Below are 24,944 nucleotides of genomic sequence, written 5' to 3' on the forward strand. Positions count from 1 at the left end.
GGATCACGTTAGGATACGGTAAACCGCCGGATCTTATTATCCTGCCGGAGAACGCGGGTGAAAAATTACTCGAAGAGCCGGTAATTCGGCGCTTCATCGGTGATCATGATGTTGTGCGGGTGGCTCTCGGTCATGCCGGCGTTGGTGATCCGGACGAACCGGGCCTTCGTGTGCATGTCGGCAATGGTCTTTGCACCGGAATATCCCATCGCGGACTTGAGCCCGCCAACGAGCTGGTAGATCACTTCACCCACGTGGCCGACATAGGGGGTGACTCCCTCAACGCCCTCGGGAACGAATTTCGTGCTGCCGATCTCCTTCTTCTGGAAGTACCGGTCGCTTGACTGCCCGCTGCTCATCACGCCAAGGGAACCCATGCCGCGGTACTGCTTGTACCGGCGGCCTTTCATCGTGATGACCTTGCCGGGCGATTCGTCGGTCCCGGCAAACATGCTGCCCATCATGACGGTGTCTGCCCCGGCCGCAATGGCTTTTGCCACATCCCCGCTGAACCGGACACCGCCGTCCGAGATGACCGGGACGCCTGCCTCGTGGGCAACCTCTGCAACCTGCGCAACGGCCGTGATCTGCGGGACGCCGGTCCCGGCAACGATGCGGGTCGTGCAGATGGAGCCCGGGCCGATTCCCACCTTGATGCCGTCAACGCCGGCATCGAGCAGTGCCGCTGCCGCCTCCTTTGTCGCGATGTTCCCGGCAACCACCTCTGCGTTCACGCTGCCCGCGATCTCCTTCACGGCTGCAACCACTTTCATGTTATGGCCGTGGGCGCAGTCCACGACAAGGGCGTCTGCCCCGTTCTGGTCCAGGAGTTCGGCGCGGGCAAAGTCGAACGGGCCGACGGCAGCAGCCACGCGGAGGTTGCCTCGCTTGTCCCGGCAGGCAAGCGGGTACTGGCGTTTCTCCAGGATGTCCTGCATGGTGACGATACCGATCAGTTTGCCTTTGTCATTGACAATCGGGAGCCGCTCCACCTTGCTCGTGTACATGATCTCAAGGGCCTTCTCAGCAGTGATGTCCTCGCCGCCCACGATGGGCTTCCTTGTCATGATGGTGGTGATCTTCTCATTACCGCTCTTCTGCACGATGGCCCTGACGTCCCGCCGGCTCACGATACCGATGATCTTCTCCTTCGCAACAACCGGAACCCCGCCAATATTGTACTGGTGCATGAGGTTCTCGGCGTCAGAGACCGTTGCCGTGTCCTCGACATAGAGCACGTCGCGTTCGATGAGCTCCTCTGCCTGCTTGACAGCAACGACTTCCTGCATTTCGTGCTCGGGCGTCATGTTCCGGTGGATGACACCGATGCCACCAAGGCGGGCGAGCGTGATGGCCATCTGTGCTTCGGTCACGGTATCCATTGCAGCAGAGACGAGCGGGATATTGACGCCGATATTCTTCGAGAACCGCGAGCATGTGTCGGTCTCGGACGGTTCGACCCATGAGGCCTGCGGCTCCAGCAGGACATCGTCGAAGGTTAAGGAGAGGGGGACTTCCAGTTTTTCCACAAACATGATCATCACCGGATCAGCGCAAGCGCCTTGTTGATCAGGTCTTCACGAACCGTTGCATTCCGGTCGCCGCCACAGACCATCCCCCGGACACCGATGATCTCGGGGTTGATCCGTTTGAGTGCATCCAGGTCCTCGAACTTCAGGGCACCGGCAAGGGCAGTGCCAAGGCCGAGTTTCCGGTTTCCTTCTGTGAACGAGAGGAGTGCTTTCTCGTCCATGAAGGCAAAGGTGCTCTGGCGGTCCTTGATGCCGGTATCGATCATGGCAAAGTCAGCCCCGCACTCAGCGGCGATGGGGGCCATATCGAACGGGGAGATGGTATGCATCCGTTCGTAGTCGGAGTACGCGGCGATGACGACAAACTTCCGGGGGAACGGTTCCTTGACTGCCCTGACAACGGCGGCAATGAGATCGCGGGCCTGTTCTTTTCCCTCGAACGCGAGCCCTATCTTGACATAGTCAGCCCCGGCACAGGCAGCGCCGTACGCAGCAAGGGCAGCCCCGCCGGGTCTGAAGTCGAAATCCCCGATGGCAGCGCTCACCGGTTTTTGGGCGAATTCCTTGATCTCACGGATCACCCAGGGGAAATTGGCACCGAGCGAGCCTTCGGATGGTTTCTTGACGTCGATGATGTCAGCGGCGACGGAGTGCCTGGCTTCGTCGATAGAGCTGGGGCTGACCAACAATTGCATAAGATTTAATGATCTTTTGACATAATAGTGGTTTTGGGTTCGTCTATGGAACTGGTCCTTGCAATGGATTTGAAAGAGAATCTGGTCGTGCATGGCAAATCCGGGCACCGGGAGCGTTACAAACCGCTTGACTGGGGCATTTCTCCGACGGCGGATCCGCCCGGGTTTGTCCGGGCCATCCGGCCTCGGTCCATCTATATTGCGGACCTCGACCGCATCACGGGGACCGGTTCGCATGACGCCACTGTCCGGCAGTGCGCATCCCTTGTCAGGCACTGTTACGTTGACCGCGGGTGCCGGGGGCCGGATGACCTGCTCGACGGGTACCACATCACGAACATTGTCGGCACAGAGACGGGAGGAAATGATCTCTCGCAGTATCAGGGCGGGTTTATCAGTATTGATGTGAAAGGCGGCCGTGTCATCCCCTCAGGGCGCAACCCGGTCGACTTCCTGCGGCAGGCAAACGGCTGGAAGTTCGACGGGTGCATTATCCTGAATATCAGCGCTGTGGGGACCGAAACCGGGCTCGATCCGGCAATGCTCGATTCGATGCGGGCTGCGTATCACCGGAAATTATTCTGGGGCGGTGGTGTAGCATCGCAGGACGACCTCGCGATGCTCTGTGATGCCGGGTTCGATGGCGCAATCATTGCCACAGCCCTGCATCACGGAAAAATCCCGGTTGACTGGATCCGGAGGGGCAGGGTATGCTGATCACGCTGGAAGGTATCGACGGGAGCGGGAAGAGCACGCTTCATGCATCGCTCAAAGATCTTCTCGCGGATCTCGACCCGCTGATGACCAGGGAGCCGGGGGCAACGTGGGTGGGCGACCAGGTCCGGCGGGCGATCAAGGAGCAGATCGATCCGATCACGGAGGCGACGCTCTTTGTCGCCGACCATGCTGCCCATCTCGCAAAGGTTGTCCGCCCGGCGCTTGCGGAAGGCAGGCTTGTCATCTCCGACCGGTACAGCGACAGCCGGTATGCGTACCAGTCCGTGACCCTGCAGGGCATTGTGCCGGAGCCGGAGAAGTGGCTGCGCTCGATGCATAACGGGTGGACGATTGTGCCGGACAAGACATTTCTCTGTGTGTTGCCGATCGATGAGGCCCTCACCCGGCTGAAGCCTGATACTGAACGGGAGCATTTTGAGAAGCGGGAGACGCTCGAGAAGGTACAGAACAATTATCTTTCCTACGCGAAGGCCGAGCCCTCGCGGTTCGTGATCGTGGATGCAATGCTTTCTCCGGAGATTGTTGCCCGGTTCGTGGCGGATGCGATCCGGGTGGAGCTGGAGACTGGAAAGAAGCGGAAGGGCCGGAAGAAGTGAGCTGTTCCGTTTAAAAAAAAGATAAATGAAAAAATAATTTTTCCCCAATAGATTAATCATAGATAATTTTGATTAGTAACATTATGCCGCCGAAAAAAATGGGATCCGGTTTTGATGCTCCATCGATGTTTCTGAAAAAAGAGAAAAAAAGCTTAACCACCCCACAACTTACTGGAGCGCAAAGCAGAGATATTCAAAGCTGCCTTACTAACCATCGATGTGAAATTCCAAAATGTCCATATGGTAAATCACAAACGGTTCATCACATTACTCCAAGGGCAGCACAAGGCAAGCACACATATCTTAACATGATAGGAGTCTGTGAATCTCATCATAGAGAAGCTGAACGAAACATGATCACTCCAGCCCAATTGCGCAGTTACATTAAAATGAGAAGTCCAAAAGAAGAAAATTGTATAAAAAAGGTTATTGAGAAAATAAATGGAAATGCAAAAAAGAGTAGTAAGAAAAAAACTCCAGAAGAAGAATGGATGGATCGTTTTAGAATCTAATTAATTATTTTTGGATTTTTTTCACAGTCCAAAATAAGTATCGGGATTATGGAGGATTCCCACCCCCAGATGAGGGTCGCTCCGCCGCTTTATCGGAGCTTCGCTGGGTAAATTTTAATCAAGATTTTGTACAGATAAGTGCGTTACGCAAATGTCTAAGGACTGTTTATGTGTCATGCCGTGTAAAAATAGTATCATTTCACAATCATTGTTCCGAAAATCCCCCCGTTGCCGGTCCCTGCCACATCGTAAACCCCATCCTCCCTTGTTTTCGGTCCTTGTAACGTTGCTAAATATGACCTGATTTATTCCCGCCGAAAATCGCCCGATTATTCCGGCCCAATTCCGTGTTTTTCTGAATTATGACCTCTAAAATTGGGGGTATGAGGGAAAAGAGGTACAACCGGGACCGTGGCGGGCTCTGATGTACCAGAATTTCCACAGGGGGGTTTGGGTAGTAATTTGACTCTTCCACTGACAATCAAATTCAAATGAACATATGGAATTACGAAGGCTTCCCGCCTCAGGGCCCCTCACGGGGCACGGCGGGGCAACGGCCTGCATGTGTACATGAAACCGTACTAACGCCGCCGCGGGGCGCCCTTCGGGGCGGCGGCAGGCATCGTAATTTGATAAATGAAACTCATAGTTTTTGTTAGGGCACGGGAAAAATTTTATTCCAATAGTTTTCCAATAGATTGAAAAAATGTAAGATTAATAAAAGAGGATTCATTTATCAAGCAATTGTATAGTATTACGAGTTTATAATTGGGTAAGGGGAATCCTGGAAAAAAATATCAAACACCAGAATTTTGGTAAAATGAATGACGCACACTATTTAATTGAATATCGTTTTCAGGGATCTTCGAAATATGAAATTCGAAGTATGATTGATCACCTTAAAAAGAAATTTCGTTTATCATCGTTTCGGAAGACAGTACCTCATATCTCTCTTGTTGGTGGCTTAACTACTGATAACGAAAGTCGGCTCATCAAAGATTTTGTGTCAATATGTTCGGAAACACCTCTCTGTAAATATACTGTTGATGGATTTGGTTATTTTGAAAATGCGACAGGAGTTGTTTTTATTAATATACACCCAAACGAAAATCTTAAAAATTTTCGTTGGGCACTTGCTCAAAAATTCACTCCTTATTGCAAATTAAAAGAATTTGATTATAATCAGGATTTTAAATTCCATGCCACATTGGCAATGAATCTAAACGATCGAGATTTTGCCAAAATACGGAAATATATAGACACTCAAACAGAACCAAAATATAAACAAATTCTGATTCGGGTCACTATCCTCAAAAATAGTAAAATATTATGTGAATATGATTTTCTTCAGAGACGATTGTTAAATCGGAATGAAGCCCTTTCAAAGAAAGAACTGACAAAAACATTTCAACTTCTTGAAGAATTTTTTAAAGGAAATTATAATCCTAATGAAAAAACTGCGCTAAAGAAAATAATCAAACAAGAATCGTGGCTTAGTAAAATCCCATTTATTGGTAAACGATTTTTGGGAGGGCAATAATATGGAAACTCCGCGAATTTTTATTATTTCTGATTTGCATCTCGAACATGCGAATATAATGAAATATTGTCATAGGGACCAATTTGAGGATGTTCAACAGATGAATTATGAAATGGTTTCGCGATGGAACCAAACAGTTGGAAAATTTGATACTGTTTATTTTCTTGGCGATTTGGTTTTTTCCAGGAATAAAGGGAGAAATATCAGAGGATGGTTGCACAAATTAAATGGAATAAAGATTTTTATTTGGGGAAACCATGACACTTACCTAAAATGTAAACTTCCATACCTTGTGATAAAATTCAATGGGGAGCCTCTTCTTCTCGTACATAGTGAAGACCCTGATGGAAGGCATAACAAGGAAACATTGGCTCATACTGAGGTTTGTAAAATCATAACAGAGTGGAAACCCCGGTGGATAATTCACGGTCACCATCACAATAACAATCTGCAAAAACACCCTTTGATAAATAATGAATCCCACATGATAAATGTCAGCGCGGAATTGTTAGATTACCGTCCAATTGAATTGGAAAAACTATTATCTATGAGGTCACGGTAAACAGACTGTATTCACAATTCAAGAAACAAATTTAGAATAATTATTCGTAAAAACGGATGCGATTCTATTCCTTCTTCGCAATCGTCACAATGACATCCCCAACCGTCAGCACATCCACCTTCGCGCCCTCCTCCATATAGGAGAACTTGGGCGTAAATGCATCGGCAGGGATCTCGGTCTCGACGCCATTGATCTTCAGTGTCTTCGGTGGCTTCTCCAGTTCAGCTGGAGACAGTGCCTTCACCGCGTCCATGAATGCCTGCGCATCCTTCCGGAATGTCTTGCCCACGACCGAGCGGTTGAACTCGATGTCGGTGATGGCCCGGTCGAGCTTTGCCACATCGGTGCGCCAGTGGACATCGGCATTGATGGTGCGGCCGGTGTCGCCCTCGTCATTGACCGAGTGCGGGGCATAGATCGTGACCTTGCCAAGCGGGGCATTGAGGGCCATGTTGTTGTCGTGCTTGTACTTCCGCACTTCAGCTACGACCTGTACGAGCGTGTCTCCCTCCTTCCGCGCTGCATCGTCATCGTACGTGAAGTTGACCCAGGGCTGCTTGTGCACGCTCTGGCCGGGGTTCAGGTACGAGTAGCACTCCTCGGCAAAGTAGGGGATGAACGGGGCGAGCATCCGGCAGAGGGAGTCGAACGCAGTGTGGAGCGCGAGGCAGGCGCCGGCCCGGGAGCCGTCCTGCTGGTAGAGCCGGCCCTTGACGAGCTCGATGTAATTGTCGGCCAGCACGTCCCACGCGAACTCGCGGATCGCTTTGAGCGCAACATCGAACTGGTACTCCTCCATCGCCTTGCTGACCGCCTCGATGGTGTCCGAGAGCCGGACGAGAAGCCAGCGGTCGGCGAGTGCCGTAACCTCGGTGTTCTTGTCAAAGCCGCCCTTTTCGAGCTGGATGAGCGCGAACTTCGTGATGTTCCACATCTTGGTCTGGAACCGGGACGCGGCGACCACATCGTTCCAGTTGAACATGATGTCGGAGCCGGTTGCTGCTCCCATCGCACCCCACTGGCGGAGGGCATCGGCGCCATACTTGGAGAGGATGTCCTCCGGGACAATGATGTTGCCCCGGCTTTTGCTCATCTTGAACCCGTCCTCGCCCAGCACCATGCCGTTGACCAGGATCTGGTCCCACGGTTTGCTGCCGGTCAGGGCAACGGAGCGCAGGATGGTGTAGAACGCCCACGTGCGGATGATGTCGTGCCCCTGCGGGCGGATCTGGGCCGGGAAGTAGGGGGGATTCCCGTTCCCGTCCCAGCCGGTGACGTTTAAGACCGAGATGGATGAGTCCATCCAGGTGTCAAGGACGTCGACCTCTCCTTCAAATTCCGTGCTGCCGCACTTTTTGCACGGGTGTTTCGGTTTTGTCAGCGTCGGGTCGCATGGGAGGTCCTTCTCGTCCGGCACGGTCATCTCGCCGCACTTCTTGCAGAACCAGACCGGGATCGGGGTGGCGAAGATCCGCTGCCGGGAGATGCACCAGTCCCATTCCATCTGGTCCACCCAGTTCTCCATCCGGCGAAGCATGTGCTCGGGGTACCAGGTTATCTGGTGGGCGGCCTTCTGGATCTCGTCCGGCTTGATCTTCACGAACCACTGGCGCTCGGAGAGGATCTCGATCGGGGTCTTGCAGCGCCAGCAGGTGCCCACGCGCTGGGCGAGTTTCTCCTGCCGGTGCAGGATGCCCTGTGCCTTCATGTCATCGAGGATTGCCTTCCTGCAGGCCGTGGTGTCGAGGCCCTGGTACTTGCCGGCAATTGCGGTCATCTTTCCCTGTCGGTCGATGGCTTTCCTCAGATTGAGGTTGTGCTGCTTCCACCAGTGGACATCCTGCTTGTCGCCAAAGGTACAAATCATGACTGCGCCGGAACCGAATGCCGGGTCAACGGCCTCGTCCTGCACGACCGGGACATCGTGGCCGAAGAGCGGGACCTTCATGGTCCGGCCTTTCAGTTTGTGGTACCGGTCGTCACCCGGGTGAACGGCAACGGCAACGCAGGCGGCAAGGAGCTCGGGCCGGGTGGTCGCGATCTCCACGCCATCAAAATCGAAGTAGTTGAGCTGGGTTTCCCGGTCATCATAGGTGACTTCGGCAAACGCAATCGCGGTCTCGCACCGGGTGCAGTAGTTGACCGGGTGCTCGCTCTGGTAGATATATCCCGAAGCCAGCATCCGCAAAAAGGAGAGCTGCGTCTTGCTGTAATACTTCGGTGTCATCGTGATGTATTCGTTGGACCAGTCCGTGGAGAAGGCCATCTTACGCAGGGTGAGGCGCATTGCCGCGATGTTCTTCTCGGTCAGCTCGCGGCACATCTTCCGGAACTCCTCGCGGGAGACGTCGTTCTTGGTGATATTGTTAAGCTCTTCGACCTTCACTTCCGTGGGCAGTCCGTGACAGTCCCAGCCCTGCGGGAACATCACGTTGAAGCCCTTCATGCGCTTGTAGCGGGCAAAGAAGTCGATATAACACCAGTTCAGCGCATTGCCGATATGGAAGTTCCCGGTCGGGTAGGGTGGCGGGGTATCGATGACGAACTGCGGTTTCTTCGAGGTTTTGTCAAAAAAGTTGTCCTCGTCCCGCCAGGTGTTCCTCCAGCGCTCCTCCACTTGTGCAAAGTCATAGTTTTTCGGCAGTTGATCAGATGACACCATTTGAGGTGAAGGTTGATCGTTGATAGAAATATACTGATCGGATTTTTGTGAAGTGATGGACCCTTGCAGCACAATAAAACTCTTTGTGCTTGAAGACAAATGACTGGTTAATGCAGCGACAACCGGGCCTCGGCTATGCAGCGGCACTGGTCGGGGGGGTCACGCTCCTTGGGCCGTATCTGGAACCGGCGTGGCTGATGGCGCTTGTCGTCATCCTCTTCTCGCTTATCCTCTGGCGGTTCTTTGCCACAAAATACCTGACCTACACGATGTGCGCCCTTGCCGCACTCTATGGTGTCGGGCTCCTCCCCTTCTTTGTCTTTGCCACAACGCTTGCCATGATCGTGCTGGGGGAGCTGGTCTTCCAGCGCGGCGCCGACGACCTGAACACCTACCTGTATTACATCATCTCGACCGCATGGGCGGGTGTTCTCGTGATGGTGTACCTCAACGAGTCCGCAATCCTGACCATTATTTTCGGGATCATCGCGGCCGTTCTCCTCAAGGTCATCCTCCTGAAGTATGAGGACTCGCTGGTTATCGAGGGCGTGGGGACGGCAATGACCATGCTCCTGATCCAGGAGCTCAACTACCAGGCCGACCTCCAGATCGTGGTGATGGCGGTCATTGCCGCGTTCACGTTTGCCTATTTTGCCTACCGGTCAAAGACCGCCGACCTCTCGGGGCTTTTCTCCATTGCGCTTGTCGGCATCATCCTCCTTGTCTTCACAACCCCCCGCTGGCTCATCATCATGATCGTATTCTTCGTCCTTGGTTCGATTGCAACGAAGTACAAGTACGAGTACAAGAAGCGGATCGGCGTTGAGCAGGGCCACAGCGGTGCACGGGGCTATAAGAATGTCTTCGCAAACGGGATGGCGGCAACCGCTGCGGCAGTCCTGTACGGCCTCTTCCAGGATCCCCTCTTTATTGTCCTCTATGTGGGATGTGTTGCCACCGCTGCGGCGGACACGCTGGCAAGTGAGATCGGCATGACCGGGGGAGAACCCCGCATGATCACAACATTGAGACCCGTCCCGGTCGGGACAAATGGCGGTGTCACGCTCGTGGGCGAGCTGGTTGCACTGGCCGGGGGTATCGTTGTTGCAGCTGCCGCGTTCCTGCTCGGTGTCATCACGCTCCCGATGCTGGTTGCCTGTTCACTGGCTGCCTTCATCGGAACAAACGTGGACAGCCTGGTCGGGGCAACGCTCGAAAACAAGGGATTTTTAGGCAATGCGGGAACAAACTTTGCTGCTACCATCAGCGGTGGGATCGTTGCTATCGCGCTGTATCTCGTAATCCCGGTATAAAAAAGAGTATTTTGGATCTTTTAGGATCTGTTTGGGACCTGCTTTTCCGGAACCGAACCGGCAGTGTCCAGGCTAATACTTATACCAGCGTCCCTTGCTGTCGTACTCGCCGGTCACCTGCTGGATCAGGACGGTGCTGCCGGCAAGCTTGCGGAAGGTGCAAGCCTTGTAACTCATGAGCAGCGGGATGAGGAGGAGCCCGGCAAGGAAGATGACCACGGCCGTTACCCAGGTCCCGTCGCTCCCGATCATGGTGAGGAGCTGGTCGGGTGTGAATGTCTTCAGCTGTTCTTCGGTATAATGGGTGAGGGGTTCGAGCTTATCGAAAAGAAGTGCTTCCCAGACGATCATCAGCGAGAAGAGGATGGCTGCGCCGGCCAGTGCCGAGATGAGGACAAAGGAGATGACCTTACCGGTGTTCTGGCTCACGATGTCGATACTTCTCTGGATCGATTCAAACACCTTCCGGTCCTCAAAGACCGCGGCAGTGTCGGAAAAGAGCGTCATGAGGATGCTCGGTATTGCAACACCAAACGAGAGGAAGACCAGCAGGGCAGGGTCGGAGGGGATCCCGATGAGGGTGAGCGTGAGCATGACAAGGACGAAGACCAGCAGGATCATGAAGAGCACAACAAGCAGCGGGAGCAGTACGCGGAAGAAGTACTGGCGCCCCCCTCCTGCGAGCGTCCCCATGCTCCCTTCGTTCTGCCGGATCACTGCCAGCATCCCGGCAATGAAGAAGAGCACGATAAGGCCGGCGATCACCACGAACCTGCCGGCAAAGAACGCCCCGGACAGGATGAAGAGCAGCCAGATGAAGGCAGCGCACAGGCCCCCCACAACCCCCGGTATCCAGAGGACCGGCATCCGGAGAAGAAGCCCGCAGGCCTCCCTGAACTCCGCCACCGACATGGTTACCGGGCCCTCGGCATGGCAACGATCTCCCGTACCTGGAGGTCGAAGAAGTTTGCGGTGTGGGCCGGGCGGATGACGCAGACGGTGTCGGCGCCGCTCATGGTCCCGCCAACGGCAATGACCTCATCGGCGATGCCGATTGCACCCTGGTCGGCAGCGATGAGCACGCACTCAACAGCGACTTTGAGGCCGATGGCGACTGTCCGGCGGAGCGCCTCGGCAATCGCCTCGGTCCGGGAACCCCCGCCGACTTTCGGCGACCGCGAGAGCGCCCGTTCAAGACCGGAAAGGGCATGGGTGCCGGTCACGATCTTCACTCCCTCTTTCTGCAACTGCGCGGCGATGCCTTTCGAGAACTCCCATTCGCCGGGTTTCGTGAATCCCACAACATGGGTGACCACCACGAGCTGGATCCCGGATCCTTTCAGTACCGTCGAAAAGACCTGCGCGGTCTTACCTGATGTACTGGCAACAACGACCGTCTTTATCCCCGTCTCCTTGGCCCGTTCAAGGGAAAACCGGGCAGCGTCTTCCGTATTGGCCGGTCCCGGCGTATCGAAATAGTAACTTCTCTTCTGGACAAACGACATAAGTACCTTTTAATAAGCCACAGGGGAAAAACTTTGTCAGATTCTTTCGGAGTGTTCTCCGGTTTTATCGTTACCTGCCTATGGAGAGGAAGAAACCATGCTCACGCTTGCGCTTGCCGGAAAACCCAACTGCGGGAAGTCCACGTTCTTTAAGGCTGCCACGATGGCCCATGCCGAGATTGCGAATTACCCGTTCACCACCATCAACCCGAATTTCGGTGTCGCCTACGTGCGGACGAAGTGCGCCTGCACGGAACTCAAGGTGAAGTGCAGCCACTGCGTTGACGGGAACCGGTTTGTCGCGGTCAACCTGATCGATGTGGCCGGGCTCGTCCCCGATGCGCACAAGGGCAAGGGGCTTGGCAACCAGTTCCTCGACCACCTCCGCCAGGCCAACGCGATCCTCCATATTATCGACGCAAGCGGCGGCACCGACAGCGAAGGCAACCCGGTCGGGGTGGGCAACCATGACCCGGCCGATGACGTGAAGTTCCTCGGGTTCGAGATGACGATGTGGGTGTACGGGATCCTCGACAAGCACTGGACGAGGCTGAACCGGCAGGCGCAGGTCAAGGGATTCTCCATCCACCAGGCAATTGCAGACACGTTCACCGGCCTCGGGATCACGCCCGAGGATGTGCGGGACGCGGAACTTGCGCTGAAACTGGAACTGGTGCACGCGAAGATGGAAGATCTCGTTCCCTTCTGCGCGGAGATCGTGAAGATCTCAAAACCGATGCTTGTCGTGGGCAACAAGTTCGACGAGGCACCGGAAGCGCTCCGGGCAAAGCTTGCGGAGCAGAAGGTCGCGTTCGCAAGCGCGGCCTCAGAGCTTGCGCTGCGGAATGCGGCCGCGGCAAACGTGGTCAGGTACCTTCCGGGTGATGAGATGTTCACGGTCGCAAACGAGGGATCCCTCTCCGCGGCACAGAAGGCCGGCCTTGCGAAGATTGCAGATGTGATGAAGCAGTGCAAGGGCACGGGCGTCCAGCAGGCGATCAACCGGGCGGTGTTCGAGCTGCTGGACATGATTGTCGTGTACCCGGTGGAAGACGAGAATCACTACTGCAACAAGCAGGGCGACGTGCTGCCTGACGCATTTTTAATGCGGAAGGGCTCCACTCCTCACGATCTCGCATTCCAGGTGCACACGGATATCGGCAAGGGATTCCTGTACGCGGTGGATGCGAAGACCAAGATGCGCATCAAGGAGAACCACGAGCTGAAGAACGGGGATGTCATCAAGATTGTGAGTGCCGCAAAGTAACACGTGTGCACCGGGTGCGGCGGGTTCCGGGGACAGTATGACGATTGTCATACAATTGTCAGACAATCTGGCCGCACTTTCCAAAAATCCCCGTGTTTTGCTGGTTTTTTTGCGCAAAAACAGCTTTTTTCCCACAATGTTTAAATAGGGAAGATGAGAACAGTCCATTTACCGCGAGAAGGAAGGAGGTGGAGAAGATAGGAGGAGAGATATACCAGGCCCAGGTGATCAGGAATTTCTTTGACTGCATCACCGGCACCGACCGGAACCTGACCCGGATCTACATGTGTGTCATGAGCCTTGCAAAACTCCGGATGGAGTCTCCCGAGAAGATGGCCTCCCTGGTCGACCAGCTTAAAAAGAGCAAGATCCAAAAGGAGCTCTCGGTCGATATCCTGGATTACATGTGCGATGCGGCAAACCAGCTCGAACTCGACAAGGTCCAGACCGCGTTCGGTGTCAAGGACATCAAGGCGGTGGCACAGGACTTCACCGGCATCAGCATGGACAGCCTGTAAGCAGGCACCAATACTATTTTTTGGTAATTACTCAGTACAAGCCACCCTTTGAGCTTGACCGCATAGCAGGGGAAGTATGTTCGATGTGGCATACAATATCGCTACTATTTTTTAGCTTGCATACGGCCAGGTTCCGCGGTCCGAATGGTCGTCAGACTGTGAGGATGAGAAGAATCTGAAGGATTCTTCGCGGGGCGAGGGTCGGCAGACCCCGGGCGCCCGTGGCCCCACCCCTTTCTAACACTATCCCACACAGGTTTTCTCCAGAGCCCCAAAGTTCTCTTTGATTCCGGCTCCTCCATCAATTTGTACCCACGCGACCCCCACACCCCTCAAAGTCTTATTAACAATAACTCGACGAAGTGAAAACAACCGGTTTTCCCAAAAAATCCGGAAGAGGTAATGGGGGGTCGCATGGGTACAAATGTTTTTTCCCGCCTCATCGCTTAAAACAAAGCCAGAAAATTATGACGTGAAATCTCATGATCATACGGGATCCGGCCCGGCATTTTGTACCCATGCGACCCCTTCCCCTTCAAAAAAAGTACAGTGCCAGTGCTTGCGCAGCCATCAATCCAACCGTCAAAAATAGAAGTGGTTCGCCCGGTACCTCCACTACCCGGGCAGGTAAAAATTGAATTTATTCCATGCCCATGGCTTTCTTGTAATCGGTGAGCATCCGTACAATCATCCTGCGGTGCTCCTCCAGCATCTCCTCGTCATCGGAGGAGGTGATGAGGGCTACCACGTATATCAGGATAAGGGCGTTGTCCAGTTCAAGGGTTCCCGGGTCTTCGATCTTGTCCGCGGGAAGGTTGATTGCCACAAACATGCGCTCTTCCGGGGTGAAGGCAACGGACAGGTCCGGTGTGACCTTGGAGTTGTTCCGGTCCTCTGCATTTGCCTGGACGATCGCGAGGGCTTTTTTCAGGGCAGCATTTGTCGGGCTGTCCGGGACCAGGGAGAGGGCATGCGCACATTCCCTGACTGCATTCTCGTACAGGCCGAACTTGAAGGCAAGGAATGCCGATGCGATCTCATGGGCGGTCCCGGACGGGAACCGGGGGTAGTGCGTCCGCATGCGGGCAATATAGTCGTCAAGATATTTCTCCATCAGGTGGGTCCTCCCAAAAACGGGCTCATGCGGGGTCCGGATAACCCGATCCGTCCCTGCCTGCGATCCCGGGTGGATGCAGCCGCACGGGTGACTGGGCCGGTGCGGCCGGTGGTCTCCGGATAATAGTGTGAACCCGTGTTACATCAACATATCCATCGATCCCAAACGGCATATATTGAACCCCGGGTATCAATGGTTTTTATCAGCAAAGAGACTCCAATACTTGTCCTGACCGTATGGGTTCAGTAATCTTTTCCGACGTGCACGCAGATGTTTCTGCGATTGGGGCGCTTTCCTCCTGCATCCGGACACCGGCATTCCGAAAGACCTTCGGGCCAATCGATCTCCTCGTCAATCTCGGGGATCTCCTGCACCGGGGGAGCCGGCCGCAGGAGACACTGGAAAAGATCCACACCCTCTCGCGGGAGTGCCGCCTCGTCTCCGTGCTCGGCAACCACGACCATGCCTACCTCAACGGGATCATGGTCAGCGGCAGCGATGTCGCAAGCACGTACCGGCACGAGCAGCTCCGGGACTCCCCGCTCCTCTCCATCTTCGATGCGATGCCCATGGAATATACCGACCATACGATGCTGTTTGTGCACGGGGGGCCGCTCGAACTGGGAGACCAGACGCTCCGTCTCAAGTGCTGGCAGCGGCTCTCCCACCAGAGCGGGGACTTCTTCACCGGATATCATTATACAGCACAGATGGCGTTCGATGCCCTGGAAAAACGCGGGCTTTCCCATATGGCCTGCGGCCACCAGCACGAGCACATCTGCTGCCGGAAAACCCCAGAAGGGATCATCGAACAGGAGCTGGACTTTGTTCCGCTCAAGCTTGAGAACGGGCACCGGCAGATATCCCTGGAAGTTGCACGGGTTCCGTTAGACTGTCCCACGCTCTTCCGGGTAGGCGGGTGCCATGGCGATGAGCCGGAGTTCGCGTACTCTGATTATTCCACATTCTCCTTTATCCGGCTGCTGGAAACGATCTGATCGCGCTGTCCATCCTTATCCGGGATGTCACGGGTGCAGACTGGATCTTCCCAAAATTGCCTGCTTTTTCCTGTTGCATATAAAGTCAGACGCGTATTTCTCCAAAATGTGCGAAACGTTTAAATAATGTTACCACAGTGCGGTTACTATGCCTCGTGCAGGCGAAGGACGTTCGATACGCATCGATCCTGAGGTGTATGTGGCGCTTCTCACGCTCAAGCATGGGAACATGACATTCTCGGATGTCATAGCAGGTCTCCTCCACGATGCCTGTGGGTGGGCAGACGAGTTCCCCCACAGCCAGAAGGATCTGGAGGATTTCATCGAGATACCGTCCCGGTGAAAAGAGACCGGGTAAAGGGTGATACCAAGGCCACTTGGACCGCCGCTCTTAAGAACCCTCACGGAGCTGGCAGTTCAGGGTCCTGAAGTTGCACGTTATCCCCACTCATCTCCGTAATTTTTTCTCTGAGTTGCTGCAGCAGTTCCGGGATCTGTTTTTGTGTCTTCTCCCGCCACTGCCCGAGCTCGGAAAGCCCCTGTTCTTCCTTTACCGTCATTGCGGCAAGCTGGGCCTTCTCGCGTTCAAGGGATTGCATCTTTACAAGCAGCGGGTGGGAAGCGATGGCGCACTCTGCCCGCTGGCACTGCTCTTCAAGCTCCCGGAGAGACCTTCCCGCACGTACTATCTCCTCCCGGAACCGGGGCGTATCGGAGAAGATCGCCCGTTCTTCCTTGTTCTTGACAACAACGTCGCCGTCAGCAATCATCCGTTCGGCAAGAGGACAGGCTGCCGCAAGGGCTGCATCCAGCCGTCCGGTATCCGGGATCTCGTGGTCAGAGAGCACTTCCATTGCCGCATTCAGGAGACTGACCTCTGATGCGTGACGCTGCTTTGTGGCAATTTTCTCGGCCTTCCTGAAGACATGGGACGCGGTCATCGAGAGGGCGGAATAGGTGCGTGCAGCATCGTCACGCCTCCCGCAAAGGCCGGCATGTACTTTCCGCTGCTCGTCAATGTCCTTCATACGGGCATCCTGTGACAGCGAGAGCAGTTCCTGGTCGATAGAAGCAACCCGCTCCCGGATCTCGGCGATCCGGGCATGGGACCGTTTCACCTTTTCTTCGGATGCTTCCAGGTCTGCCATCAGGCCAGTAATGGTCTCGTATTTCTCTCTTGAGACTGCGAGGCCTGTCATCTCCTTACGGTATGCAGCAAGGACGGGATTCATGCTGTTGATGCCGCGGCCGAGCGTGTCGATGCCGCTTCTCACGGCTTTCATGTCGTCCGGGAATATTGCCTGCAGGTATCGTCCCTGTCCCTGAACCGTATGCAGGCAGTTTTTGATGCACTCAGCAGCAATCGGGTAGAACTCCCCGGGATCCTCGGGAAGATCCTTGTTCAGGTTGACTTTCATGGCCCTGACAAACTGCGGAAGGGAATTCTTCGCAATCGTCCTGAGTTTGGGATGGAGGGATTCATCGTGCTCTGCTGCGGCAATGTTGGTGACAATAAGCTGAAGCGTTGCGATCCCATTCCGGATCTCGCGCATCGGCTCGCGGGTAGCAGTGACAAGGGTCTCCTTTGCGGTGCTCTCTCGTCCGGTGATCCATGCAGGGACTTCGCTGAACGCAAGGGTTACCTGCGGTGCGGATTTTCCGGTGCCGAAGATTTTCTGGATGAAGGTATGCAGGGCCATTGTTCCATACTCATTGGTGTAAATATCCGGATTCAGTCATCCATGGCGATCTGGCGCAGTCGCTTCTCACCATCAATCTCTTTTATGACCTGGACGATTGCCGGCGGGACAAGTTTCTTCCATGGCTCTCCCGCAAGGATCCTCCTGCGGATCTCCGTGCCACTGAGTATCTCGCGTTCATACATGGCCGGGGACTGGACCCTGCATCCGGCCTCGCGGAAGAGCCGGACAACGAGCGGGTTTGAAGAGTAGCAGATATCGAACGGCGGGGCCATGGAGCGGACATGGGCGACCCAGAGGGCATTGCGCTGGAGGTCTTCGATCGGGATGACGTAATACGGGCACCCGAGCGAGGTGAGGGCACGCGTGATCATCAGCACCCGCTCGCCCGCGGTGAATGGGTTGTCCACGTGGTGCGAGAGCTGCGCACTCCCGATCCCGATGATGATCTCGTCGACTTTCCCGGCAATGTGTTCAAGCACGGACTGGTGCCCGTTGTGGTACGGCTGGAACCTCCCGATATAGAACCCGCGTTTCATGGTTTTCCTCCTGCTCCCAAATTTGCAATCCGCGCTGCAAATGCCCCTCCCGTGAAACCGGCATCGATGTTGACGACAGCAATGACCGAGCAGGACTGGAGCATGCTTGCGAGAGCGGCCCGGCCCCCGCCCATGTACCCGTATCCCACGCTGACCGGAATGCCGATCACGGGCTTGTCGACAAGTCCCGCAACAACGGCCGGAAGGGTGCCTTCGCGTCCCGCGCATACCACGAAGGCATGGGCACCCAGCAGCGGCTTGAGCGCGGGAAAGAGGCGGTGGATGCCTGCTGCGCCGACATCGTACGCTGTCAGCACCTCGCAGCCCATCTCTTCGGCAATGATCCGTGCTTCTTCGGCTACACGGATGTCGGATGTCCCTGCAGTAATGATACCGACAATGCCTCCGGTACGCTTCGGTACAGGGCCGTTGCCGGCAATAAGGACCTGCCCTTTTTCGTGATATTCGGCAGCAATGCCGTCCCTGCCGGCCTTTTCCCGGATACAGGCAGCCTGTTCCGTGGTCACGCGTGTGGCGATACCGCGCCCCGCTGATACGGCAAGGCGGAGGACGATCTCTGCAAGGTGGTCAGGGTCTTTCCCCTCGGCAAGGACGACCTCCGGCATGCCGCAGCGGACACCCCGCCCGGTATCGATACAGGCAAAGTCGCCGATACGGTCGAGGCGAAGCCCCTCAATGGCTTCGGCAGCAGCGGCAAGCGTGATCCTTCCCTCTTTGTACTGGTCGAGCAGGTCCTGTAATGGCGGGTTTCTTGGCATGATTGCAATAATACAGATATGGACCGGCGTATAATAATACGTTCATTGCGATGTCGTATCTCGTTTACATAGCCATCTTCGGGACTGCAGCCGTGGTTTTCCTCTGGCTGCGCGATGCACGGATATTCTGGCGGACCGGCCTCCCGGGATACCGGAAGGCTGCGTACTGGGGCGTCCTCTACGGCGCGCTTGCCCTGCTCGGGCTCCAGATTGCGCGGTATGTGACTGACTTTGAGATCCTCGGTCTCGGCCTGATCCTTGCCGCCATCTACCTCCAGACAAACCGCGAGAAAGAGAAGATCTGGAAGAACGAGGATACCCTGACCCGGTTTCTGGGCGGCGCACCGCTGGCAAAGACGAACAAGAAATAATGGAATAAGAACAGATCAGGATAAGGATTTTTCACCATGCTCCAGAAACCACGTGGGACCAGGGATTTTTTACCGGATGAGATGGAGGCGCGGCGTGCAGTCGAATGGCGCCTTAGGGAAGTTGCGCGGCGCTGGGGCTACCGCGAGGTCTGCACCCCGGAGTTCGAGGACCTCGAGCTCTTCACGATGCGCTCGGGCGAGGGGATCATCAACGAGATGTACGTCTTCGAGGACAAGGGCGGGAGAAAACTTGCCCTGCGCCCCGAGATTACGGCAGCGGTCATCCGCATGTACATCAATGAGGCAAAGGTCGCGCCAAAGCCCCTGCGGTGGTGCTACTATGCCGACTGCTTCCGGTACGAGCGGCCACAGAAGGGCAGGTACCGCCAGTTCTGGCAGTTCGGCGTGGAACTGATCGGCGCCGACTCCGCGATAGCGGACGCCGAAGTCATTATGCTCGCGTCGGACATGCTGGACACAACGGGCGTGCGCTACGAGCTCAAGGTCGGCCACCTCTCCTTTGTGAAGACTCTCTTAAAGGATGTGGAGCCTGAGACACAGCGGAAGATCCGGCAGCAGCTTGACAAGAAAGACTTCGAAGGGCTGAACGTAACGCTCGAGGGGATGAACCGGCCGGAACTTGCAGAGTCACTCAAGACCCTTGTCGCCACGCAGGATCTTGCCGAGGCGTTCGATATTGCCGGGGCAATCCCGGAACGCGAGCGGATCGAGCAGACGATCGGGTATCTCGATGCCGCAGGCATACGCTACTCCTTAAACCTCGGTATTGCCCGCGGGCTTGACTATTACACCGGCATCGTCTTCGAAGGGTTTGCCGATAACCTTGGGGCCGAGAACCAGATCCTGGGCGGAGGAGTGTATCGCCTTGCCCACCTGTTCGGCGGGGACGATGTGGCCTCGTGCGGGTTTGCCATCGGGTTCGACCGTGTGATGGTATCCCTTGGGGAAACCGCACGCACGAAGGACACCGTTGCTGCGATTGTCTGTACACCCGAAACGCGAATGCGTGCGCTCGAAGTGGCGCGTGCGTTCCGCTCCGCGGGCATCCGCACCGAGATGGACCTCATGGACCGGGGTTTCAGCCAGCAGCTCTCGCATGCCGCAAAGTCGGCCGACTTTGCAGTGATCATCGGCCAGCGCGAGGCGGCCTCGGGTGAAGTGATGCTCAAGGACCTGCGCACGGGAGAGCAGAAGACCGTAACGCTGGATGCCGCGGTTGCCGGGGTGGTTGCGTCTGGTTCTCGCGGATGATCTCGCAAAGCAGCAGCGGAGCATCAGCGTTGCCGAGTTCTTCGAGAAGAACAAGCACCTCCTCGGGTTCGACTCGCCCACGCGTGGCGTAATCACAACCATCAAGGAAGCGGTGGACAACTCCCTGGACGCCTGCGAGGAAGCGCAGGTGCTGCCTGACATCTTCATCAGCATTAAGAAGACCGGAAGCGACCTCTTCCGGATCATTGTTGAAGACAACGGCCCGGGCATCGTCCCAAAACAGGTCCCGTTCGTCTTCGGGAAACTCCTCTATGGTTCCCGGTTCCACCAGATCCGGCAGACCCGCGGGCAGCAGGGGATCGGCATCTCGGCGGCCGTCCTCTATGCCCAGCTGACAAGCGGTCTTCCCACCATCGTCATCTCGCGGACGGGGGCAAAGGAGCAGGCCCACCGGTTCGAGATCCAGATCAAGATCGAGACGAACGAGCCCGATGTCCTGAAGGAAGAGGCGATTGACTGGGACCGGATCCATGGGACCCGCGTCCAGATCGAATTCAAGAGCACGATGGCGGCAAAAAAGAAGCTGCTTGAGTACCTGAAGTATACCTCGGTCGTCAATCCCCACGCCCGTTTCCGTGTAGAGCTTGATGATGAGGCGTTTACCTTCGAGCGCGTCAGCCAGGAAGTGATCCAGTGCCCGGTGGCAATCCAGCCCCACCCCCATGGGATCGAGCTCGGACAGCTCAAGCGGATGGTTGCAGCAAGCGATCAGAAATTGATTGATTTCCTTGTCGAAGGTTTCAGCCGCGTGGGAAAGAAGACCGCGCAGGAGATGTGCGACCGGGCGGGGCTCAAGGGCACGCTGAAAGTGCAGGGGCTGTCGGTAGACCAGCAGAAAGCCCTGCTTGCCGCCATGCAGGAGGTTTCTGTTCCGGCACCTCCCACGACACAGTGCCTTTCCCCCATTGGCGAAGAACTGATCCGACGCGGGCTCGACAAGGAGTTCCAGATGGATTTTGTCTCCGCCCGGACGCGGCCGAGTTCTGTCTTCTCCGGTCACCCGTTCGTGGTCGAGGCCGCGATCGGGTACGGAGGAAAGCTCCCGGCAGAAGGGAACGCGATAATCCTCCGGTTTGCAAACCGCGTCCCGCTCATGTACCAGCAGGGTGCCTGCGCCATCACGGAATGCATTACAAATGTCAACTGGAAGTCCTACAACCTCTCGCAGCAGGGATTGCCTATGGGCCCCGTCCTGATCCTCGTCCACGTCGCCTCGACCAATGTCCCCTTCACGAGCGAAAGCAAGGACGCTATCGCGAGTATTCCGGAGATCGAGAAGGAGATCGTGCTCGCCCTCCAGGATCTGGGCCGGGAACTCAAGACCTTCCTGTCACGGCGTGACAGGAGCAAACTGGCCGAGGACCGGGCAAGGGCGGTCTGCGCCATCATCCCCGAGATATCGGCAAAGGTCAGCGAGATCGTGGAGAAACCTCTCGTGGATACCACCCCTATTGAGGGAAAGCTGATGCGGAAGCTGATTGCCAAGAAGTCGACCCGCGACGGAAAGGTCGTCATCGAACTTGCGAATTACAGCGGGTTCGAGGGGGAGATCTCCGCATACGATATCTCCGCGGACGATGCAGCTGATGCGGTGCCGAAGGCGGACTTCGTGAGCGAGATGGACGGGCAGTTCACCAAGGTCTGGAAGATGACGATCCCCTCAAAGTCAACCTGGCAGGTCACCTATTCGGGGAAAGGCGGGGGGATTATCGAGATCCGGGGTATAGACGACAACAAGAAGATGGTGGTGGACCTCGATGTCTAGAGAGGAACTTGAGAAGAAAGCGATTACCTCACTGCTCAGTATCGCGAGCGCGTGGTATGACCAGATGAAGGCCGGCGAGATCCCGTCCATCTCCCTGCCGAGCAGGACCAAATACAACATCGAGTACGACGATGCGAGCGAGGTCTGGAAGTACGGCGACAAGGAGAGCCTCCGCAATGCCGCTTCGGCCAAGAGCGCGACCCACCTCTTAAAGATGGCGTATGTCATCGGGTTCATCAAACAGCAGCTCCGTGAGAACCGCTCGTCAACGCTGAGAGAAATGTATTATATCTCGGAAGGCTGGAAGCGCGCAAAGTTCGCCGCACAGGACGAGAGCAACTACCTGATCGAAGACCTGGAGATCCTCTCCGATGTCCCGCGCGAAGGCTTCCACCTCCATCCCGAGGAGAACGGTGCATCGATCTACGGTCCGATGCGGATCCGGGAGGAGACCCGGCGCGGGATGAAGACGATCCACTGCCAGGATGATGTGGGGCAGGCGGGATACACCATCCCGAACAGTGTCGAGAACATCGAGTTCGTGGACCATGACGCAAAGTTCGTTATTGCTATTGAAACGGGTGGTATGTACGACCGTCTTATCGAGAACGGATTCGACGAAGAGCACAACGCAATTCTCGTCCACCTCAAGGGTCAGCCGGCCCGGTCGACCCGTCGGATGCTCAACCGGATGAGCATGACCTGGGACCTGCCCATCCTTGTTTTCACGGATGGCGACCCGTGGTCCTATCGTATTTATGGCTCGGTGGCTTATGGTGCTATCAAGAGCGCACATATGTCGGAGCTGCTTGCCACGCCGAAGGCACAGTTCCTCGGGCTGAGGCCGAGTGATATCCGGGACTACAACCTTCCCTCGGACAAGCTGACCGACAAGGATGTCGAGGCTTTACGGTCTGAACTTACCGATCCCCGGTTTGCTACCGATTACTGGAAGAAGGAGATAAATCTGCAGCTGGAGATGAACCTTAAGTCAGAACAGCAGGCGTTTGCAGCGAGGGGGCTGGACTTTGTGACGAAGACGTATTTGCCGGCGCGGTTAGCTGAGATGGGGATACTGAAGAGATGATCTGGTTATGAGCACGAGTGACATGTACACGGGCGGGGATTACCGGAAGAATAACCCGACATGGGATGTTGAGGATGCACCCTGGAAAGCAGATCTCATCTTCTCCCTAATGGAGAAGCACAACCTCCGCCCTGCAACGGTGTGCGATGTAGGCTGTGGTTGTGGGGAGATCCTTTTCCAACTCAAGAAAAAACTCCCCGCCTCAACCCGGCTCACCGAGTATGAGATCTCGCCCCGGGCAGTTGAGCTCTGTAAAGAACGGGAGAACGAACGGCTATCTTTCAGTCTGGTAAATTTCTGTGATGAACACGGGACCTCCTGCGACATGATCCTGCTCATCGACCTGATTGAGCATCTCGAGGACTATTATAAATTTTTACGGCATGTCAAACCGCGGAGCCACTACAAGATCCTGCACATCCCCCTGGAAATGTTTGTGCTTGCAGTCCTGCATCCTCAATTCCATCGTGGGCAGCGGAAAAAAGTCGGGCATCTTCATTTCTTTTCTCGGGATATGGCCCTGCAGGTACTCCGCGATCTTGGCTATGACGTGCTTGACTCTTCGTACACCGCAGGATATGCCCTCCCTCGCGAATATGGGCTCAAGGACAAGCTCCTGAAAATCCCCCGTGCCCTGCTCTGCCCCGTGGCCCCGGATTTTACTGTCCGGGTCTTCAGTGGATATCCCCTTCCGGTCCTGGTGAAATCGTGAAGAATTTCCCCCGTGTCTGCAAAATGAGGAGAGTCTGGTGAGCGTGATGCCTGAATACACTCTTGGCCTCTTTGCCAATATGTACCCGGCATTCGATGGTGACTACAAAGGAATTTTCATCCGGCAGATGGTCACGGATTTTGAATCGCTGGGAGTTGTTGTGAAAAAAGCAGTGAAGACCAGCCATTCTACGGCGGGTTACATCCCCTTTTATTTTGACTCTCTCTGCCTTTCCCGCGATCGTGGCCTTGACCTGATACAGGCAGAATATATTCCCCACAGCAGTCTCATCCCTTACCTGTTCGGCCGTCGGGATATCCCGCTGGTGCTCAAGTTCCATGGCGACGATGCCCGGATTTATCCCTTCTCCAACCCCCTGAACCGCCATATCACGCGGGCGATGCTCAAAAGGGCCGCTTATGTGATAACCGCCAGCGAGGAGATGCAGAAACCCCTCCTGGCCCATGGGCTCGATCCTGACCGGTGTGCGACAGTTCATACCGGTGTGGATACCCGTTTCTTCACTACCGGCTCCCGGGAAGAGGCGCGCAGGCTACTTGGTCTCTCCATGGAGAAAACCACCTTCCTCTTTGTCGGGAGGCTTCATCCATGGAAAGGGATCTATGAGATTCTTGAGGCTGCACGACGTTGTCCGAATCTTGACTTTGTTTTTGTCGGGCCTGGAGTGGTCCCTGATCATCCGCAAAACTGCCGTTTCACTGGCCAATTACCCCCTTCCGTTGTCAGAAGATGGTTAACAGCAGCTGATTGTTTCCTCCTTCCGACATATACCGAAGCAGTTCCTGCAGCGGTAATGGAGGCATTTGCTTGCGGAATCCCTGCGATCACTTCTGATGCCGGAGGGTGCCCTGAGATCGTTGAAGAGGGGAAGAATGGTCTCATGGTTCCGGCACGGAATGCAGTGGCACTAACGTCTGCCATACAATGGATGACTGATAATCCATCAGAACGGCCCCGGATGGGTATCGAAGCCCGGAAAACAGTATGTGAGAGATATGACCATACAATTCTTATAAAAAAACTTATGACAATCCACCAGGATCTCATCACCCGGTAGTTTCCCTCGTGATATGGGGCTCCTCTCCTGAAAAACGTTGTAGGAAAGCATTTTATCGCCTCGGC

25 protein-coding genes are annotated in these 24,944 nt (G+C 55.5%); 16 read left to right on the plus strand and 9 right to left on the minus strand.

The features are described from left to right. Window positions 1-65: 65 nt before the first annotated feature. The gene (gene guaB, locus METFOR_RS06305; protein ID WP_048111212.1) at window positions 66-1,535 is read right to left on the minus strand and encodes an IMP dehydrogenase; all 1,470 of its coding nucleotides are present in this window, start codon (window positions 1,533-1,535) and stop codon (window positions 66-68) included. Window positions 1,536-1,540: 5 nt separating this feature from the next. After that, on the minus strand, window positions 1,541-2,227 hold the full coding sequence (locus METFOR_RS06310; protein ID WP_015285277.1) for a (5-formylfuran-3-yl)methyl phosphate synthase: 687 nt from the start codon (window positions 2,225-2,227) through the stop codon (window positions 1,541-1,543). A gap of 45 nt (window positions 2,228-2,272) precedes the next feature. Here METFOR_RS06310 and METFOR_RS06315 point away from each other — a divergent pair, with 45 nt between their 5' ends. From METFOR_RS06315 to METFOR_RS06330, 5 genes are all read left to right on the plus strand, one after another. Further along, window positions 2,273-2,944, plus strand: coding sequence for a HisA/HisF-related TIM barrel protein (locus METFOR_RS06315; protein WP_015285278.1), 672 nt, complete (start codon window positions 2,273-2,275; stop codon window positions 2,942-2,944). Continuing rightward, window positions 2,938-3,561: a dTMP kinase gene (gene tmk / locus METFOR_RS06320; protein ID WP_015285279.1), complete on the plus strand. Its 624-nt coding sequence runs from the start codon at window positions 2,938-2,940 to the stop codon at window positions 3,559-3,561. The genes METFOR_RS06315 and tmk overlap by 7 nt, the downstream gene beginning before the upstream one ends. An 83-nt stretch (window positions 3,562-3,644) precedes the next feature. Next, entirely contained in the window at window positions 3,645-4,073 is a 429-nt protein-coding gene (locus tag METFOR_RS15290; protein WP_148277614.1) for an HNH endonuclease signature motif containing protein, read from the plus strand. Window positions 4,074-4,959: 886 nt separating this feature from the next. Then, complete coding sequence (locus tag METFOR_RS06325) at window positions 4,960-5,613, plus strand: 2'-5' RNA ligase family protein (RefSeq protein ID WP_233504467.1); 654 nt, start codon at window positions 4,960-4,962, stop codon at window positions 5,611-5,613. A 1-nt stretch (window position 5,614) separates the two neighbouring features. Continuing rightward, window positions 5,615-6,175 (plus strand): metallophosphoesterase, encoded by a 561-nt coding sequence (locus METFOR_RS06330; RefSeq protein WP_015285282.1) that lies wholly within the window; start codon window positions 5,615-5,617, stop codon window positions 6,173-6,175. Between the two features lie 64 nt (window positions 6,176-6,239). Here METFOR_RS06330 and METFOR_RS06335 read toward each other — a convergent pair whose 3' ends face one another. Then, a complete protein-coding gene (locus tag METFOR_RS06335) occupies window positions 6,240-8,837 on the minus strand; it encodes a valine--tRNA ligase (RefSeq protein WP_015285283.1) in 2,598 nt (865 codons plus the stop codon). 110 nt (window positions 8,838-8,947) lie between these two features. On the opposite strand from METFOR_RS06335, the gene METFOR_RS06340 reads away from it, so the two are divergent. After that, the gene (locus METFOR_RS06340) at window positions 8,948-10,150 is read left to right on the plus strand and encodes a TIGR00297 family protein (protein ID WP_015285284.1); all 1,203 of its coding nucleotides are present in this window, start codon (window positions 8,948-8,950) and stop codon (window positions 10,148-10,150) included. A 72-nt stretch (window positions 10,151-10,222) separates the two neighbouring features. On the opposite strand, the gene METFOR_RS06345 is transcribed toward METFOR_RS06340, so the two are convergent. Continuing rightward, window positions 10,223-11,062: a DUF7847 domain-containing protein gene (locus tag METFOR_RS06345; RefSeq protein WP_015285285.1), complete on the minus strand. Its 840-nt coding sequence runs from the start codon at window positions 11,060-11,062 to the stop codon at window positions 10,223-10,225. A gap of 2 nt (window positions 11,063-11,064) precedes the next feature. Beyond that, on the minus strand, window positions 11,065-11,655 hold the full coding sequence (locus METFOR_RS06350) for a pyruvate kinase alpha/beta domain-containing protein (RefSeq protein WP_015285286.1): 591 nt from the start codon (window positions 11,653-11,655) through the stop codon (window positions 11,065-11,067). A gap of 97 nt (window positions 11,656-11,752) precedes the next feature. Here METFOR_RS06350 and METFOR_RS06355 point away from each other — a divergent pair, with 97 nt between their 5' ends. Further along, on the plus strand, window positions 11,753-12,922 hold the full coding sequence (locus METFOR_RS06355; protein WP_015285287.1) for a redox-regulated ATPase YchF: 1,170 nt from the start codon (window positions 11,753-11,755) through the stop codon (window positions 12,920-12,922). A 197-nt stretch (window positions 12,923-13,119) separates the two neighbouring features. Beyond that, window positions 13,120-13,440: a hypothetical protein gene (locus tag METFOR_RS06360; protein ID WP_048111216.1), complete on the plus strand. Its 321-nt coding sequence runs from the start codon at window positions 13,120-13,122 to the stop codon at window positions 13,438-13,440. Between the two features lie 640 nt (window positions 13,441-14,080). Here METFOR_RS06360 and METFOR_RS06365 read toward each other — a convergent pair. Then, window positions 14,081-14,554 carry a hypothetical protein gene (locus METFOR_RS06365; RefSeq protein ID WP_015285290.1) on the minus strand — a complete coding sequence of 158 codons (474 nt, stop codon included), beginning with the start codon at window positions 14,552-14,554 and terminating at the stop codon, window positions 14,081-14,083. Window positions 14,555-14,793: 239 nt separating this feature from the next. Here METFOR_RS06365 and METFOR_RS06370 point away from each other — a divergent pair, with 239 nt between their 5' ends. Then, window positions 14,794-15,555, plus strand: coding sequence for a metallophosphoesterase (locus tag METFOR_RS06370; protein WP_015285291.1), 762 nt, complete (start codon window positions 14,794-14,796; stop codon window positions 15,553-15,555). Between the two features lie 148 nt (window positions 15,556-15,703). Continuing rightward, window positions 15,704-15,898 carry a hypothetical protein gene (locus METFOR_RS06375; protein WP_015285292.1) on the plus strand — a complete coding sequence of 65 codons (195 nt, stop codon included), beginning with the start codon at window positions 15,704-15,706 and terminating at the stop codon, window positions 15,896-15,898. Window positions 15,899-15,956: 58 nt separating this feature from the next. On the opposite strand, the gene METFOR_RS06380 is transcribed toward METFOR_RS06375, so the two are convergent. The 3 genes from METFOR_RS06380 to larB are packed head-to-tail and all read right to left on the minus strand — an operon-like array spanning window position 15,957 to window position 18,573. Beyond that, the gene (locus METFOR_RS06380; RefSeq protein ID WP_015285293.1) at window positions 15,957-17,255 is read right to left on the minus strand and encodes a hypothetical protein; all 1,299 of its coding nucleotides are present in this window, start codon (window positions 17,253-17,255) and stop codon (window positions 15,957-15,959) included. A gap of 32 nt (window positions 17,256-17,287) precedes the next feature. Then, window positions 17,288-17,794, minus strand: coding sequence for a nicotinamide-nucleotide adenylyltransferase (locus METFOR_RS06385; RefSeq protein ID WP_015285294.1), 507 nt, complete (start codon window positions 17,792-17,794; stop codon window positions 17,288-17,290). Then, window positions 17,791-18,573, minus strand: a complete 783-nt coding sequence (gene larB, locus METFOR_RS06390) for a nickel pincer cofactor biosynthesis protein LarB (RefSeq protein ID WP_015285295.1) — start codon at window positions 18,571-18,573, stop codon at window positions 17,791-17,793. Before larB ends, METFOR_RS06385 begins: the two co-directional genes overlap by 4 nt. 50 nt (window positions 18,574-18,623) lie before the next feature. Here larB and METFOR_RS06395 point away from each other — a divergent pair, with 50 nt between their 5' ends. Genes METFOR_RS06395 through METFOR_RS06420 form a run of 6 tightly spaced genes read left to right on the plus strand, consistent with a single transcriptional unit; the run spans window position 18,624 to window position 24,879 of the window. After that, a complete protein-coding gene (locus METFOR_RS06395; RefSeq protein ID WP_015285296.1) occupies window positions 18,624-18,944 on the plus strand; it encodes a hypothetical protein in 321 nt (106 codons plus the stop codon). A 36-nt stretch (window positions 18,945-18,980) separates the two neighbouring features. Continuing rightward, the gene (gene hisS / locus METFOR_RS06400) at window positions 18,981-20,216 is read left to right on the plus strand and encodes a histidine--tRNA ligase (protein ID WP_015285297.1); all 1,236 of its coding nucleotides are present in this window, start codon (window positions 18,981-18,983) and stop codon (window positions 20,214-20,216) included. Then, window positions 20,200-22,002, plus strand: coding sequence for a DNA topoisomerase VI subunit B (locus METFOR_RS06405; protein WP_048111218.1), 1,803 nt, complete (start codon window positions 20,200-20,202; stop codon window positions 22,000-22,002). The genes hisS and METFOR_RS06405 overlap by 17 nt, the downstream gene beginning before the upstream one ends. After that, window positions 21,995-23,089 carry a DNA topoisomerase IV subunit A gene (locus METFOR_RS06410; RefSeq protein WP_015285299.1) on the plus strand — a complete coding sequence of 365 codons (1,095 nt, stop codon included), beginning with the start codon at window positions 21,995-21,997 and terminating at the stop codon, window positions 23,087-23,089. Before METFOR_RS06405 ends, METFOR_RS06410 begins: the two co-directional genes overlap by 8 nt. A gap of 7 nt (window positions 23,090-23,096) precedes the next feature. Then, window positions 23,097-23,801 (plus strand): class I SAM-dependent methyltransferase, encoded by a 705-nt coding sequence (locus METFOR_RS06415; RefSeq protein ID WP_048110849.1) that lies wholly within the window; start codon window positions 23,097-23,099, stop codon window positions 23,799-23,801. Between the two features lie 46 nt (window positions 23,802-23,847). Beyond that, the gene (locus METFOR_RS06420) at window positions 23,848-24,879 is read left to right on the plus strand and encodes a glycosyltransferase family 4 protein (RefSeq protein WP_015285301.1); all 1,032 of its coding nucleotides are present in this window, start codon (window positions 23,848-23,850) and stop codon (window positions 24,877-24,879) included. Window positions 24,880-24,944: the final 65 nt, after the last annotated feature.

It is taken from the genome of Methanoregula formicica SMSP (genome assembly GCF_000327485.1).
Lineage (GTDB): Archaea > Halobacteriota > Methanomicrobia > Methanomicrobiales > Methanospirillaceae > Methanoregula > Methanoregula formicica.